14 protein-coding genes are annotated in these 14995 nt (G+C 44.8%); 7 read left to right on the forward strand and 7 right to left on the reverse strand.

Annotated elements, in window-relative coordinates:
• Positions 1-83: 83 nt before the first annotated feature.
• Positions 84-1175: a DMT family transporter gene (locus tag RMO79_RS21780; protein WP_310485358.1), complete on the forward strand. Its 1092-nt coding sequence runs from the start codon at positions 84-86 to the stop codon at positions 1173-1175.
• 74 nt (positions 1176-1249) lie between these two features.
• Positions 1250-1747, forward strand: a complete 498-nt coding sequence (locus tag RMO79_RS21785) for a hypothetical protein (protein ID WP_310485359.1) — start codon at positions 1250-1252, stop codon at positions 1745-1747.
• Here the strand turns inward: RMO79_RS21785 and menH are convergent.
• Both menH and RMO79_RS21795 read right to left on the reverse strand, forming a co-directional pair.
• Positions 1724-2512 carry a 2-succinyl-6-hydroxy-2,4-cyclohexadiene-1-carboxylate synthase gene (gene menH / locus RMO79_RS21790; RefSeq protein WP_310485360.1) on the reverse strand — a complete coding sequence of 263 codons (789 nt, stop codon included), beginning with the start codon at positions 2510-2512 and terminating at the stop codon, positions 1724-1726. The two genes, RMO79_RS21785 and menH, sit on opposite strands and share 24 nt — an antisense overlap.
• 507 nt (positions 2513-3019) lie before the next feature.
• The gene (locus RMO79_RS21795; protein ID WP_310485361.1) at positions 3020-3655 is read right to left on the reverse strand and encodes a hypothetical protein; all 636 of its coding nucleotides are present in this window, start codon (positions 3653-3655) and stop codon (positions 3020-3022) included.
• Positions 3656-3981: 326 nt separating this feature from the next.
• Here RMO79_RS21795 and RMO79_RS21800 point away from each other — a divergent pair, with 326 nt between their 5' ends.
• Positions 3982-5457, forward strand: a complete 1476-nt coding sequence (locus tag RMO79_RS21800) for a leucyl aminopeptidase (protein ID WP_310485362.1) — start codon at positions 3982-3984, stop codon at positions 5455-5457.
• A gap of 63 nt (positions 5458-5520) precedes the next feature.
• Here the strand turns inward: RMO79_RS21800 and RMO79_RS21805 are convergent, their stop codons facing one another.
• Together RMO79_RS21805 and RMO79_RS21810 are read right to left on the reverse strand one after the other, a co-directional pair.
• Positions 5521-5901, reverse strand: coding sequence for a hypothetical protein (locus tag RMO79_RS21805; protein WP_310485363.1), 381 nt, complete (start codon positions 5899-5901; stop codon positions 5521-5523).
• Between the two features lie 206 nt (positions 5902-6107).
• Complete coding sequence (locus RMO79_RS21810) at positions 6108-6401, reverse strand: hypothetical protein (protein ID WP_310485364.1); 294 nt, start codon at positions 6399-6401, stop codon at positions 6108-6110.
• Between the two features lie 73 nt (positions 6402-6474).
• Here RMO79_RS21810 and RMO79_RS21815 point away from each other — a divergent pair, with 73 nt between their 5' ends.
• Both RMO79_RS21815 and RMO79_RS21820 read left to right on the forward strand, forming a co-directional pair.
• Positions 6475-6702, forward strand: a complete 228-nt coding sequence (locus RMO79_RS21815; RefSeq protein WP_310485365.1) for a hypothetical protein — start codon at positions 6475-6477, stop codon at positions 6700-6702.
• A gap of 216 nt (positions 6703-6918) precedes the next feature.
• Positions 6919-7749, forward strand: coding sequence for a nucleotidyl transferase AbiEii/AbiGii toxin family protein (locus RMO79_RS21820; protein ID WP_310485366.1), 831 nt, complete (start codon positions 6919-6921; stop codon positions 7747-7749).
• 163 nt (positions 7750-7912) lie between these two features.
• Here RMO79_RS21820 and RMO79_RS21825 read toward each other — a convergent pair whose 3' ends face one another.
• Positions 7913-9616 (reverse strand): HD domain-containing phosphohydrolase, encoded by a 1704-nt coding sequence (locus RMO79_RS21825; RefSeq protein ID WP_310485367.1) that lies wholly within the window; start codon positions 9614-9616, stop codon positions 7913-7915.
• A 177-nt stretch (positions 9617-9793) separates the two neighbouring features.
• Here RMO79_RS21825 and RMO79_RS21830 point away from each other — a divergent pair, with 177 nt between their 5' ends.
• Positions 9794-11398, forward strand: a complete 1605-nt coding sequence (locus RMO79_RS21830; RefSeq protein WP_310485369.1) for a mucoidy inhibitor MuiA family protein — start codon at positions 9794-9796, stop codon at positions 11396-11398.
• Between the two features lie 70 nt (positions 11399-11468).
• Here the strand turns inward: RMO79_RS21830 and ligA are convergent, their stop codons facing one another.
• A complete protein-coding gene (gene ligA, locus RMO79_RS21835) occupies positions 11469-13487 on the reverse strand; it encodes an NAD-dependent DNA ligase LigA (protein ID WP_310485370.1) in 2019 nt (672 codons plus the stop codon).
• A gap of 122 nt (positions 13488-13609) precedes the next feature.
• Between ligA and RMO79_RS24680 the strand changes: the two genes are divergently transcribed.
• On the forward strand, positions 13610-13831 hold the full coding sequence (locus tag RMO79_RS24680) for a DUF6500 family protein (protein ID WP_396136657.1): 222 nt from the start codon (positions 13610-13612) through the stop codon (positions 13829-13831).
• A gap of 35 nt (positions 13832-13866) precedes the next feature.
• Here RMO79_RS24680 and RMO79_RS21845 read toward each other — a convergent pair whose 3' ends face one another.
• Positions 13867-14826 (reverse strand): DUF362 domain-containing protein, encoded by a 960-nt coding sequence (locus RMO79_RS21845; protein WP_310485372.1) that lies wholly within the window; start codon positions 14824-14826, stop codon positions 13867-13869.
• Between the last annotated feature and the right edge of the window lie 169 nt (positions 14827-14995).

Raw genomic sequence — 14995 nt, forward strand, 5'->3', positions numbered from 1 at the left:
CCCCTATTCCCTATTCCCTAAACAACTAGCAGAGTTTGTGAAGAAAATATACAATTTGTTAAGAGCCGCAATTCTAAGTATTCATGCAGTCAAACAAGTCCTCATCCTTACTCAGCTTAACACCGATTTTATTGGTCTTGCCCTTTTTCCTTTGGGGTACGGCAATGGTGGCGATGAAAGGTGTGATGCCTCATACCACGCCCTTATTTATGGCAGTAATGCGACTAATGCCTGCGGGGATTTTAGTTTTGATTGCTACGGCGATTTCCAAACGGCAACAACCACAAAGCTGGCAAGCCTGGGCGTGGATTGGGGTATTTGCCCTCATCGACGGCACGTTATTTCAAGGCTTTTTAGCAGCCGGATTGGTGAGAACTACGGCGGGTTTGGGTTCGGTAACCATCGACTCGCAACCGTTAGCGGTGGCGGTACTTTCGGCATGGTTATTTAAAGAGCGAATTGGCGCGATTGGAATTTGCGGTTTGGTATTGGGCGTGATTGGAATTAGTTGCGTGGGGCTACCGATTGAGTGGTTGAGTCAAATTGCAACTAGTCCATTGACGAGTCAATTCGATCTGGCTGGATTGTTCGATCGGGGAGAATGGTTAATGCTCCTAGCTGCCCTCTCAATGGCGGTAGGAACGATCTTAGTGCCATTTGTCACCAAATATGTCGATCCGGTCGTGGCGACGGGCTGGCACATGATTCTCGGCGGGATGCCATTAGCGGTTGGTTCGTTTTATCTAGAGTCTAACCAATGGACGGCACTGACTAACTACGATTGGCTTTCGATCTCTTACTCTACGATATTTGGGAGTGCGATCTCTTATGGTTTATTTTTCTTTTTTGCGGCGCAGGGCAATCTCACCAGTCTGAGTTCTTTGACTTTTTTGACTCCGGTATTTGCTTTATTATTCGGGAGTTTATTTTTAGGCGAAAGTTTAGATTTGCTCCAATGGTGTGGCGTTTGTCTGACGTTGGTGAGCATCTTATTAATCAATCAGCGCGATTATATCTGGAGCCAACTAACAGGCGTACCAATTGTTGATGATAGTTCGATGCAGATCTCGACGGCATCGCCATCTGTGGTGGTTGAAAACCTGCCTTTGGCAATCGCGACAGATCGACAGACAACGCCTGTAGATTCAATAACTAGATCGCATCCTGAAGACTAAGACAATCGGCTGGCGATTTATCAGCACAGTAGGTATAAAGTAATAGTGAAGCGATTTAGTCCAACTACATACAGATGAATCAAAGATTATCTTGGCAAGGAAAATTATTTAGCACTACACTGCTGGGATCTTTTTCTCTATGCTGGTGCCTCCTGATGGTGGTTATGTATTGGGAGACAGTCACTCTAAAATGTCAGCCCAACCCGGAGCTAGTTATCTGTAACATCACTAGCGAACCATATCCAGGTAGATTTAGAAAGGTCGAAATTCCCAAACAAAAACTGGCGGGAGTCGAAATTGTCGATCGACAATCGAGAGGAAAATATCGAATTGGGCTAATTACTAACGACCGCCAAGAAATTCCTTTGACTAGAAATTGGAACGGAGATGCCACCACCCAAATCGAAGCACAGCTCGATCGGATTTCGGCATTCATCAGCGATCCAAATGCTCAAACATTAACGATCGAAACTCGTCGAGATTTTCCATTGTTGCCACTCCTGATGACAGGATGTGTAATCGGCTTTTGTGGTTTATCTTTAAAAAGATTATGGCTCGGATTTAAAACATAAATCGATCCAAGTATGTGGCTGTTGAAAATGGATATTATGACTGCAATTGGGGACAATTTTGAGAATAGCAGTCAGACATTCTCGAACGATGATGCGATCGATCTCCACAAATTTACGATCGAGTTCGCCAGCAATTAATAAGATCGGCACAGTTGCAGTTTTCAACCTATCGCCTAAATATGGCTGCATTCCCAACCCCGCGAATTGTAACGATCGAGCTAGATTAATCGGTTGATTAGTTGCAATTCGACGAAGAATTAGATCGGGGAAATTGGGATGTTTATCTATACCGACGAATAGCGATTGTCGATACCAATCTTTGACAAATTCAGCAAAATTATCAGTTATTAATCGATCGATAATTTGACGATCGCTAGCAATTCTAGCTTGTCGCTGTGCTTGAGTTGCTAATCCTGGAGATGTCGATTCTAAGATAACTCGATCGAATCTATCTGGGAATTCGAGCGCGAGATATAAAGCCAATCTACCGCCAAAAGAATAACCCGCTATCGTACAACAATCTATTTTTAAATCGTCTAACAACCGAACGATTCCCCTGGCGGTATCGATAAAATTATATCCCGATTCCTCGTCAATCGTCTGCGCTTTACCATGTCCGGGTAGATCGATCGCGATACAATAAAAATTCGATCTTAACAGCTCAATTACCTCGCAATAATCTTCACAACTACCCATCCAGCCATGTAAAAGTAATAGCGGGGGTAAAGTGCGATCTTCTGTGACCGTAAAATGCCATTGGTGCATGAGGAGCGGGGAGCGGGGGAGTTGAAGAACAATTTAAAGTACCCCTTTTCAAGGCTACGGTGTATATACAAGTCTATTAGACTTCGTTTTGAGATCTAAATCCCCCAACCCCCTTTTTAAGGGGGCTTTAGGACGTATAGGTAACAAAATTTACTTTTAAAACAACCGCTTAGATAACTACATCGGTAGTAAAATTAGCACCAGAGAGGATATCAATTTGAGATGAGATTGTATCGATATTAGTACCAGATCCGCCACCCATAATTGAAGTATTAACAGACATCGTTCCCTCGCCCGAACTCGTGGACTTACTGAATGAAGAAATATTCAAATCGGCGAGTTGAATTTTAGCAATTAGATCGCGAGTATTGGCATCTTTACCAGCGAATAAATCGATCGTATTGGCACCATCAAAAGCTAAACTATAATCCCTCAGGCTGCCAACATCGATCGAGTCGCGCGTAAGATTAAAATCGGTAATGCTGGCATAGTCATTACTGCCATTACCTAAATAATATGCCCCATTGCGATCGCCTGACCGGATAATTCATCGTTACCGCTCGAACCGATAATAACACTACCATTACCAGCCGCAATCTGATTGTTGCGATCGTTGCCAACGAATGTGCCCTGACTATTGGGAGTGTTAATATTGTCAAAATTCTGGAAATTATAAGTTACTGGAGTATCGCCCGGTAAACCAAAATAGGTAGCTTGTCCGGTTGCTAAATTTAGATCGACTTTAGTATTACTAGTAATACCTCTAGAGCGGCGAAAGTCATTAATAGTATTCGATCGATTGGGATTACCAACAATAGTTTCAAGATTAGATATGCTACCCAAAACGGCTTCTTCCGAAGGTCTTGGGGCTTCTCGTCTCGAAAAATTAACATTGTCGTAACCTAGACCATTATCGGACAAGAAAATGTCTTTATTTGTCTTACTAAAGTCTAGAATGTCATTGCCACCGCCACCATCAATGGTATCTTCACCAGTCGTTGCGAAGATAACATCATCACCGCCGAGTGCGTTAATAGTATCTCGACCACTATCGCTGGAGCCGCCTGGAGGTGGGACTACAAGAGGATCTACACTCGTTCCCTGCAAGATATCTGCGCCGTCTGTTCCAGTAATATTTGCCATATTGTCAACACCCTTTAGATGCGATCGGTATCTGTAATACGCAATCGTGTTTGAGGTTACTCTACCGACGATTCGATCGAATGTACATCAGCAGATTGACTAAGTTTGCAAAAAAATGCATTATCTTATACCGATGTGCGGGCATCGATAATTTGTGACCCGATTTACTAGATTCAACCTGACTTACCACGGCATCGTCGAAAAGGGATACTGCTGAGGATTGCTACAATTAGAGTGATGTCAGACTCGCTCGTCGAGTCAACATGGGGAAGCTCTGAGTGCAAAACTCCCCCATACGATTGAAATTACCCCTACAGAACGTAAATATGGATATTAAAGCGATCGCTACACCACGTCTAGAATGGACTGGAGATCTATTGGCGATTGGGTTTTATGAAGATGCTGTCGAACTTAGTGGCGATCTTGCCGAACTTAATACTAAATTGGCAGGCGTTATCGAAGCACTGATAACTGAGACTGAATTTAAAGGTGCTAAATCTAGCAGCGCGGTAACTCGTGTCGGTGTCAATACCCCAATTCAGAAAATTATGCTCGTCGGTTTGGGCAAAGCTGCGGATGTCAAACTAGACACTTTTCGCAAAGCTGGCGCGACAATTGCCAGAGCCGCCAAACGCGAAAAAGCCAAAACCTTAGGCATCGCTCTTCCCGTCTGGAATAACGATGGTGCGACAACAACTCAAGTTATTAGCGAAGGTTTACTCCTCGCACTGCACCAAGATAATCGCTTTAAATCTGAAGTCAAACCCGAAAATCAGCTCAAACTAGCTGAAATTCACCTGCTCGACTCCGCTGGGAACGATGCGGCGATTGCCACAGCGCAGGCAATTGCCGACGGGGTAATTTTGGCGCGGGAGCTAGTCGCCGCACCTGCAAATTTCGTCACGCCGATGAGCATGGCAGAAACAGCCCTCCAGATGTCTAAAGATTATGGGTTCGCACTGAAAATCTTAGAACAAGCCGAATGCGAAGCCTTAGGCATGGGCGCATTTTTAGGCGTAGCGCAAGCTTCGGAAATGCCACCAAAATTCATCCATCTTACTTATACACCAGCAGGTACGCCCCGCCGCAAAATTGCGATCGTCGGTAAAGGCTTAACCTTCGACTCTGGTGGCTTGAATATTAAAGGTGCGGGAAGCGGCATCGAAACCATGAAAATGGACATGGGTGGTGCTGCGGCGATGTTTGGTGCTGCCAAAGCCATCGGTCAAATTAAACCCGATGTCGAAGTTCACTTTATTAGTGCAGTCACTGAAAACATGATTAGCGGGCGTGCCATGCACCCTGGCGACATCCTGACAGCATCAAACGGCAAAACGATCGAAATCAACAACACCGACGCAGAAGGGCGGTTAACCCTCGCCGATGCGTTAGTTTATGCCGATAAATTGGGCTTAGATGCGATCGTCGATCTCGCTACCCTCACAGGTGCATGTATCGTCGCATTGGGCGACGATATTTCTGGCTTATGGAGTCCCGACAAGTCTTTAGCCGACGGAATTCTGGCAGCAGCCGAACTCGCAGGTGAAAACTTCTGGCAAATGCCCTTAGCCGATAAGTACTTCGACGGCATCAAATCACCCATCGCCGATCTCAAAAATACTGGCCCCCGTGGTGGCGGTTCGATTACGGCAGCTCTGTTCCTCAAGCAGTTTGTCAAAGACACCCCCTGGGCGCATTTAGATGTCGCTGGGCCAGTTTGGAGCGACAAGGAGCATGGCGTGAATAACGCTGGCGCGACGGGTCATCCAGTCAGAACTTTGGTGAATTGGGTCTTGGGCTAGATTATTAGATTGGGTTCGATCGGCTGAAATGTATGTGGTGGGCACTGCCCACCCTACTTTTTTCTATTTGCGATGACGATTCTTGGCATTGATACCTGCCGCACCTTTACCCCAACTAGGATAGTTTCCTAAGATCGCTAAGTAACCAGAAGGTGGACCCCACCAGCCAAATGCTTTAAGTGCGCGTCCAAAATTATCAGTACCGAAACTACTGATAACATAGCTAGAGAACGCGAAGAAAATAGCTGAACCAATGATGCGCAAGGTCACGGGACGACTTTTTGGGACAAAGCAGGCGATCGCCACAAAAGTAAAAAGTGCTGCCATTCCATGGAAGACTATAGATGGGGCACGTACCCCAACCGGATTAAGAGCCGTCTTTAGAAAACCGATAGCACCAAAGATCGCAACGATGCCAATTGCTAACCGAGATCCAAAGCTCATAGTGGTTCTGATAAAAAACAAGGCGATATGCTATTAATGTGCCCAGAAATTCTGTCGTTTACCCACTAAGATCGGTTTAATGCCAGTCAATCAATGTCAGTCAATCGATTGAATTATTGACATTAGTAAATTTAGGATTGTAGGGTGGTAACTGACCACCAGCTAGGTTTCTAGTAATTCTCACATCATAAATACTCAAAAATATGCTATTTCGATCGAAAAATCGCATCTAGATCTCTGTAACCATCGACTCTTGCTTGCAGATTGGCAAAAACTGTTTCTCCATCGACAGTTTTACCCGCTTTTACCTGTTCTAATCCAATCTCGATCTCCGATCGCAATCGATTGAGTTGAGATTGTTGAAGATCGGTCAAAACTGACTCTGAATCGGAATCGTTACTAGAATGAAGCGAATTAGCCAAATGAGTAATTAACTCAATTCTTTCATCTCGATCTAGTTGAGCAGCTTGCTGGATTATTGATTCTAGCTGAGAAGTCATAATTGTTAGATTGGGTCGAGCCTACCTCTATTGTAACCCGAACTCATCCCAAATTTATTATCGAGCCTTAAATATGAAAATAACAGTACAAATTGCAAGTGTTCCCGATCGAGATAATTTAGTTGCCGAACTGTGGTGTGAAGATGAACAGTGGGGTGAAATTTCCCAAGAGACTGAAAATCCTATATTAGAAATATATCCTCGAACTAATGGAAAAAATGATAAGATATGGTCATTCGATCTAACTGAGATGATAGAGAAGTTAACAGATGCACAAAAGCGTATTTCTCAAAACATCTGAAAAACTCAATCGGAGCTAGCAGTTAAGATTTTAATCATTTTCAGCGCGAGAATGTTGTAAATCATTATGAATATTATTCAGCCTTCCAAACTGCCCTTCCTAGAATTTCTCGGCTGGCAAATTGCTGATGTTTACCGATTGACTCAACTAGAAATGCTTGCCAGTTACGAACGGGGGTGACAATATCGTTATATTACGGATATTTCCCCTAGTGAGTTGACATTTATTAAGCAACTCGCTGCCGATCGCAAATCTTGGTTATTAGGCGAACTTATGGAATTTGAGATCGGTCATCATCAATTAATTTATCGTGTTTTAGAGAGTTTAAATTGTGAATTCCTGAGTGAATGTCGGGCTTATTTTGGTGGCGGCACCCTCATCTCATTAGATCTCGGAGAATATCGCATTAGTAACGATATTGACTTTATCTGTTCTTTGGGAGCCGATTATCGCAAGTTACGGAATACGATTAGCGATTCTCCAGGGGAGAGGCTCCGCCAACGAAATCCTCGGATTTTACTAAAGGATAATTCCGATTTAGAAATCGCCAGATTTACTGCCGATCGATATGGGATTAGAATGGCAATTGTTGTCGATGGCATCCCGATTAAAACTGAGATTATTGCCGAATCTCGATTTGAACTAGATTCACCACGTCAACCGAGTTGGTCGCCAGTTGAATGTTTGAGCATCACTGACTGTTTTACGAGTAAATTATTAGCTAATGCCGACCGATATGCAGATCCTAGCGTTCATTCCCGCGATCTTATCGATTTAGCTTTTTTGCGAAATTCTCAATCTATTCCACCTGTAGCGATCGAGAAAGCTGAGGCTGCTTATCGAGTTATGTCACCTTTAAATGCTGCATTAACTAAATTTCAAGCAGATGCCGATCTCAGATTTCACTGTTATGAGAATTTAGCAATCTCTGAAGTTTTTCGTTCTCTGTTAATTGATGGTATTGATTTACTAGCGATCGATCTAGGTTTAGCTAAAACCAGTCGAACTATTACTGAATCGGGTGACGATATTTTTCCGTTTATGTGAGAATAGATCGATCTGTCGATCGGTTGAACCTTCTGTCGTGAGAACTGCCCACCCTACATTTTTCTTCTTCCCAATTTTTATATAGCTAGTTAGGACAGATCTCCGACTTCTTGAAGAAGTCGGAGATCTTGCATTCAAAAAAGAATGGCGATCTTATCTTCTTTCAATGGGGACTTAAATCGCCTAAAACCGAGTAAACTTGACGCTGCTCGAATAATTCTAACAAATGCCGATCGAGCTTGCCTGCGGCGGCTTCTTGGTACAAAATAGCGAAGGTACGATCGATCGACAAACGTGGTTTGTAAGGTCGATCGCTGGCAGTGAGAGCATCATAAATATCGGCGATTGTCATAATTTGCGATTGGATCGGAATTTCCGCACCAATTAAGCCTTGGGGGTAGCCGCTACCATCTAATTTCTCGTGGTGATTGCCAGCAATTTTGGGCACATTTTGGAGCTGTTTAGTCCAGGGAATTTTCCGCAAGAAATCGTAAGTGTGGCTAACGTGCGATTCGACAACTAAGCGTTCGGCGGCGGTGAGCGAACCTCTGGGAATGAGGAGTTGTTCGATTTCGGCGGGGGTGAGTAGGGGCTGTAAATTACCGTCGAGATCTCGATAGGTATATTTGGCTAATGTTTGCAAATCTGTAACGATCGCATCTAATTTATCGGCAAATTCTGGCGAAAGAATCACATTGGGGCGATTTAATTGATTTAATAATTCCCAATCAGATTGCAATCGATCGAGTTTAGCACTCAATTCTAAATCTAGCTGTTGCAAATAACCGCAGTGGAGACAATTATCGCCCGCTTGATGCTGAAGTTCTAGCGGGGGATTGAGTAAGTAATTAAATTTTTGTTCGGCAAATTCTAATTCCCACGTCCGCCTGAGTAAATTAAACCGATAATTGAGTTCGGTAAGTTGATGGGGATAAAGTTTGTTGCCTTTTTGGACGATCGCTTCAGGAATACTAATTTTCCCAAAGTCATGCAATAATGCAGCATAACGAATTTCTTGGAGTTGCAGATCGCTAAATCGGATTGATTTTAAGATTCCCGATTCGACACTATTTACTTCCTCACTCAGCCGCACGCTGAGTTTGGCGACGCGCTCGGAATGTCCGGCTGTAGTCGGATCTCGGCTTTCGATGACTTGTACCGAAGCGGTGATAAATCCGGCGAATAGTGCTTCGATACTTTCTAAAAGCTGGTTGCGCTCGATCGAAATTGCGGCTTGGGAAGCTAGCGAGCGGACGATTTGGCGTTCCCAGTCGGAATAAGGTTGGGTAATCGAGAGGGCATTTTCTGGTGTAATCTGGAGATCGGCTTTAAGTTTACGATCGATCAATTGCAGCACGCCGATAGTTTCGCCATCGCGATTTTGCATCGGCAATACCAACACCGAGACGGTACGATAGTCGAATTCTCGATCGAAATGTCGATCGAACTTGTAAGGATAATGTTCGGAAAGTGCGTAAGCATCGGGAATATTCAGACTTTCTCCGGTAGTTGCTACATAACCCGCCAAGCTTTCGAGATTGAGGGGAATACTAGTCGATTTAAAATAAACGTTGGGGTGAGAGTCATTTTGCGCCGCACTAAATATTAACTTGGGTTCACCATGACTGCGATCGATTAAATAGACGCTACCCGCGTCGCTACAGGTAATTTCACGACTTTTAGATAAAATTAGGTCGAGTAATTCTGTTAAATTGAGACAGTCAGATAATGCCGTCCCGATGGCTAATAATTGTTCGATCGTCTTACGCTCGGCGGCGACACTAGTTAACGAATCTGAATCTATTCGCGTCAGATCGTTAGAGCTACTATTTACGTAAATAAATTCCGATCTGGAAATGTTCGCCATCAATTTGATTCAGGAGACAGTTCATCGCTTCATTTACAAGGGTAACTTCAAATTCGATCGATGTCGATAATAAGGCGTAAGGAGTAAGAAGTAAGGAGTAATAAATTCTTTCAGTCCCCTCGTCCCGCAGTCTCCCAGTCTCCCCGTCCCCCCGTCCCCCAGTCCCCCAGTCCCCAAATGAAGATCGATACTCAAATTACCGCAGTCACAGTCTACACCGATCGCGCTTTAGTCACCCGCCGAGGGCAAATTCAGCTTACCGGAACCGAACGAGAATTAATCGTTAGTAACTTACCGACTACCCTCGATCCCGAATCAGTGCGGGTTGGGGGTAAAGGGAGCGTCGCTGTTAAACTACAGGGAGTCACCGTCGATCGTCAATATACCACCGAACCCGTTGCCGATCGCATTGCCCAACTGACAGCCGAAATCGATCGATTGGGAGCCGAAAAACGGCGTTTCCAGGCGCAAATCGACACTACTAAGCTGCAATCCAACTTCATTCAAGGCTTGCGCGAGAAAACCCAAGAGTCATTTTCTCGCAGTCTCGCCCGCCAGCAAATGGGGCTAGAAGACACCCAAAACTTCCTCGACTTTATTGGTGCCAAAACTACCGAATACGCCTTTGCAGGGGAAGATTTGCGCCAACAGCAGCAACAAATCGATAAGCAACTTCAGAGCCTGCGACTGCAACTAGAAGAAGTGGAGACTCCTTACAGTAAAGAAAGTTTTGAAATTACTGTCGCCGTCGAACCTGCGGGTGAGGGCGACTTTGAACTAGAATTGAGCTATGTAGTCGATCGCGCATACTGGATGCCACTCTACGATCTGCGCGTTCAAAGTACCAGTCAAACCATCCAGCTCAATTATCTCGCCGAAATCGTTCAAACCACAGGTGAAGATTGGGCGAATATCAATCTGATTCTCTCCACCGCCAAGCCAGGATTGGGCACCCTCCCGCCAAAATTAGATCCTTGGTATATCGATGCAACCGCACCGATAATGATGCGGCAAAGAAGTATGAAATTTAAATCGGCAGAAATGATGGAAATATCCGCTGCTGCACCCGCAATGGTTACAAGGGCGGCGTTCGAGCGGATGGAAGAACCGCTTGAAGAATATGCAGCCGAAAACGTTGTCGCAGAAGTTACCCAACAGGGCAGTATTGTTACCTTTCAACTAGGCGGTGGTGGTAATATTCCCAGCGATGGCAATCCCCACAAAGCAACCATTTTTAACGATAATTTTCCGTGCCAATTCGAGTATATTGCGATGCCGAAATTGGTGAGTTTTGCTTATTTACAAGCCAAAGCCAAAAATCGTACCGACGGGGCGACTTTATTACCAGGTAAGGCAAATATTTTTCGCGACGATGTGTTTGTCGGTGCCAGCAATTTAGAAAATGTCTCACCGGGGCAAGAATTTAAACTTAATTTAGGCATCGATGAAGGAATTAAGATCGATCGAGAATTAACCGAACGCCAAGTCGATAAAACTTTCCTGTCTGGCAATCGCCGGATTACTTATGCATATCGGTTGAGTGTAACTAATTTACTCAACGCGCCCACTCACATTCAAATTAGCGATCTGATTCCCCACAGTCGCACCGAACAAATTAAAGTCAAATTAATGAAGATCGATCCGCAAATTCAACTAGGCGAATTAGGCAGATTAGTCTGGAATCTGGATTTACCAGCAAATAAAAAAACCGAAATCACCTATCAATTCTCGATCGAACATCCCGAAGGCATTCAGGTACAGGGAATAGAGGATAGGGAATAATGTAGCAATATTCAATAATGGTGTTGGTAGTTTTAGAGACTCCGCCTTTACTATTCCAAATTGCAAGCACCTAGCTTTGAGCGGTTAACTCTAGCAATTCCGCTTCAGATATCACCTTAACCCCTAATTTTTCTGCCTTAGCCAATTTCGATCCAGCTTTTTCACCTGCCAATAAGTAGTCAGTCTTGGCACTAATTGAATCCGAAACTTTACCACCATGATGCTGAATTAATTCTTTAGCTTCATCGCGTTTTAATGTGGGCAAGGTGCCAGTAATAACAAAGGTTTTTTCAGCGAGAATTTGACTGAGCAGATTGTTATTAGCAGCTTCTAAAGACCGCTCGAATTGTAAACCCGCTGCTTTGAGTCGATCGACTAAGGCGATATTCTCTGGTTGTTTGAGCCAATTATAGACAGATTGAGCGGTTTCTAATCCGACATCTCGGATATCTTGCAGATCGGCGATCGATGCTTGCAATAATAGCTCGATCGAAGGGAATCTTTCGGTGATAATATTTGCGCCATTATTGCCAATTTGTCTGATTCCCAAACCATATAATACCCGCGACCACGGGCGCGATTTAGAAGCCGCAATTCCATCGATCGTTTTAGTTGCTGATTTCTCGCCCATCCGTTCTAATGTCATTAATTTGGCAACAGTTAGATCGTATAAATCGGCAACCGAATTGACAAATTGGCGATCGACTAATTGCTCGATTAACTTTTCGCCGACACCATTAATATCCAGCGCATCGCGACTTACCCAATGCACCAATGAACCCTTGAGAATTGCCGCACAACTAGGATTATTACAACGCAATACCGCTTCCTTTTCCGACTTGACTACAACTGAATTGCAAACGGGGCAATTAGTCGGCATTTTAAAAGCTAAAGTACCAGGCGGGCGCAAATCTGTCAATACCCGCACGACCTTGGGAATAATTTCGCCAGCTTTGCAAACGATGACTGTATCGCCAATTCTGATATCTAATTCGTTGATGAGATCGCCATTATGAAGCGTTGCCCGCTGTACGGTAGTGCCTCCTAATTGGACTGGTTGGAGGTGCGCCAAGGGCGTAATTGCCCCCGTTCTGCCCACATTTACACTGATGTCTAGCACGCGTGTGGGAGCTTCTTCGGCGGGATATTTCAGAGCTACCGCCCAGCGGGGGAATTTGTTGGTAAAGCCTAATTCTTGTTGGAGGGCAATATCGTTGATTTTTACAACCACGCCATCGGTCATGTAAGCTAAGTTTAACCGATCGGTATTCCAGCGATCGTAATACGCGCCGACTGCTGCTAAATTCGGACAGAGCGTGCGATTGGGGTTGACTTTAAAGCCCATCCGTTCGAGTAATTCTAGCGATTCGGAGTGGCGATGCAGCTCGGCTTGAGTAGGTAAATGTAGCGTGTAAGCAAAGAAATCTAATTTGCGTTGGGCGACCATTTTGGGGTCTAATTGGCGCAATGCTCCAGCGGCGGCATTCCGGGGATTGGCGAGGAGTTGTTCGCCTGCTTTTTCGCGCTCTTGGTTGAGTTGCTCGAACACAGCTATCGGTAAAAACGCCTCACCCCGCACTTCGACTACTGGCGGTGGATTTTCGAGGTTTAGCTTGAGTGGAATCGATCGAATCGTTTTGACATTTTGGGTAATATCTTCCCCCGTATCGCCATCGCCACGAGTCGCACCGCGCACTAATAATCCATTCTCGTATGTAAGTGCGATCGCCGAACCATCGATCTTCAATTCGCACACGTATTCGGCACTCTCTTTACTGCCCAGATTCCGCTGCCAACCTGCTTCCCATTTGGCAAATTCGGTCATGTCAAAAGCATTTTCGAGGCTGTATAAGGAGATATTATGCTTGACTGATACAAAGCCCGCCGCCGGACGTTCGCCCACGCGCTGAGTGGGACTATCGGGTGTGACTAGTTCGGGATATTGGCTCTCTAAATCTTGCAACTCCCGATACAACCTGTCATACACGGCATCTTTCATGACTGGATTGTCGAGGACGTAGTAAGCGTAGCCAGCCGACTGGAGTTTGACGCGGAGTTGTTCGGTGCGGGTGCGGATTTCAGGTGTCACGATTACCTCCGGTAGGCTATGCCAACGATCTCGATTTAATGGTACTTTTATATTACAAGAATCCGATCGATTCGACAAGGATTTTCTATCTAGAAATAACCACCTGCTCTAAAAAGACCGTTATGCGAATATCTTTAAAACAAAAAATCATTGAAGTTTGCGATCTTCAGATCGAACGGAAAGGAGAGAATGTCGGATTATCCTTTTATGCTTTTTTTGAAAATAAGAATAAAGATCCAGAACTACTCATGGAGGCGGCTGAGTGGTGGATTAAAACTCATCAACTAGACCATTTTGAAAAGGCAGTAAAAATCAAAAAGATGGTAGAAGGAATAGAAGAATAGTTTGCACGCCAATTCAAATTCAGCTAAGAGGATGTCTATTTTTTATAAGCTGACATTGGTTCTTTAATTAACCGAATATACAGATGGCGGAAAGTAGATTTAATCACGCGAGGAAGGGCAAAATCGATCGGCATTAAGGCTTCAGGTAACTTCCAATCGCTACAGCTCAAATCTACCGGACGCAACAGTGGAAACTCGATTGACTCCAACGCCGGAGCTAAACCCAATCTTTGCGCCGCAGCCGCCGTCGGTACCAAGTGCGCCTCGACATTCAAAACTTCTAACATTGCCACATCGAGCGCGAATACATCCGCAGCGGCACCTAGCACGCCCAATTCGCGGGGTTCGCCACCGCTGGGGCCATTTCCTTCATGTCCGATAATACCATCGATAATGGTCAAATTTGGGCTAATTGCGCGCGCTGTTTCCACCAGCATCTCGCCAAATCTCTCGGCACTTTTACCTGCTTCCATGTGCCACCAGGCTTTCATTTTCCCAGGGACGCAACCAAAGAGATTTTTGACACCTAAAGTCATGGTAAGTTGCATGTGAGACTTGACTTTGGGTAAATTAATTACCACATCGGCTTCGATCGCTTCTTTACTCAGTAGTAAATGGTTAAACTCGGTACTAGCTGTTTCGTAACGTTTGCCATGAAACTCAACCACGGGTAAATCTAATTCCGCCATCATTGGCAAATAACCATTAGATTTAGCTACTCCCATCGCACTCCCAAAGGCGGGACTATCGCCGAAAAATGGCTTTCCGCCAGCTTCAATTACTAATTCGGCGACACATCTGACTAATTCGGGACGAGTTACGCATTCTTTAGTCGGACGCGCACCAGTCAGGAGGTTAGGCTTGAGTAAGACGCGATCTCCTGGTTTGACAAAAGCACTAATTCCACCTAGTGGAGCGAGTACAGCTTCTACCGACTCGCGGAGTTTTGCTGATTCGTAGGATGTGGCGCGAATGAGGCTGACGGTTGGGGACATGGGGGAGTAAGGAGTAAGGAGTTTGGGTGGATACTCGTACTTATTATATCCTTCGTATTATTGCTTTGACTCATTCCGAGCCAAGTTAAGTTAGATCCGATAATGGTGTCTTTGGTGCGGCTGCTCTCCTACGAGAATCGCGTTAGAATACGCGGAAACTAACAACTTT

Origin of the sequence: Chamaesiphon sp. VAR_48_metabat_403 (genome assembly GCF_031422475.1) — a bacterium.
In the GTDB taxonomy this organism is placed as follows: Bacteria; Cyanobacteriota; Cyanobacteriia; order Cyanobacteriales; family Chamaesiphonaceae; genus Chamaesiphon.

Excerpts from the sequence above, each read along its gene's own strand:
- RMO79_RS21780 (WP_310485358.1), top strand. The coding sequence starts at position 84 with ATGCAGTCAAACAAGTCCTCATCCTTACTCAGCTTAACACCGATTTTA.
- RMO79_RS21785 (WP_310485359.1), top strand. The coding sequence starts at position 1,250 with ATGAATCAAAGATTATCTTGGCAAGGAAAATTATTTAGCACTACACTG.
- menH (WP_310485360.1), bottom strand. The coding sequence starts at position 2,512 with ATGCACCAATGGCATTTTACGGTCACAGAAGATCGCACTTTACCCCCG.
- RMO79_RS21795 (WP_310485361.1), bottom strand. The coding sequence starts at position 3,655 with ATGGCAAATATTACTGGAACAGACGGCGCAGATATCTTGCAGGGAACG.
- RMO79_RS21800 (WP_310485362.1), top strand. The coding sequence starts at position 3,982 with ATGGATATTAAAGCGATCGCTACACCACGTCTAGAATGGACTGGAGAT.
- RMO79_RS21805 (WP_310485363.1), bottom strand. The coding sequence starts at position 5,901 with ATGAGCTTTGGATCTCGGTTAGCAATTGGCATCGTTGCGATCTTTGGT.
- RMO79_RS21810 (WP_310485364.1), bottom strand. The coding sequence starts at position 6,401 with ATGACTTCTCAGCTAGAATCAATAATCCAGCAAGCTGCTCAACTAGAT.
- RMO79_RS21815 (WP_310485365.1), top strand. The coding sequence starts at position 6,475 with ATGAAAATAACAGTACAAATTGCAAGTGTTCCCGATCGAGATAATTTA.
- RMO79_RS21825 (WP_310485367.1), bottom strand. The coding sequence starts at position 9,616 with ATGGCGAACATTTCCAGATCGGAATTTATTTACGTAAATAGTAGCTCT.
- RMO79_RS21830 (WP_310485369.1), top strand. The coding sequence starts at position 9,794 with ATGAAGATCGATACTCAAATTACCGCAGTCACAGTCTACACCGATCGC.
- RMO79_RS24680 (WP_396136657.1), top strand. The coding sequence starts at position 13,610 with ATGCGAATATCTTTAAAACAAAAAATCATTGAAGTTTGCGATCTTCAG.
- RMO79_RS21845 (WP_310485372.1), bottom strand. The coding sequence starts at position 14,826 with ATGTCCCCAACCGTCAGCCTCATTCGCGCCACATCCTACGAATCAGCA.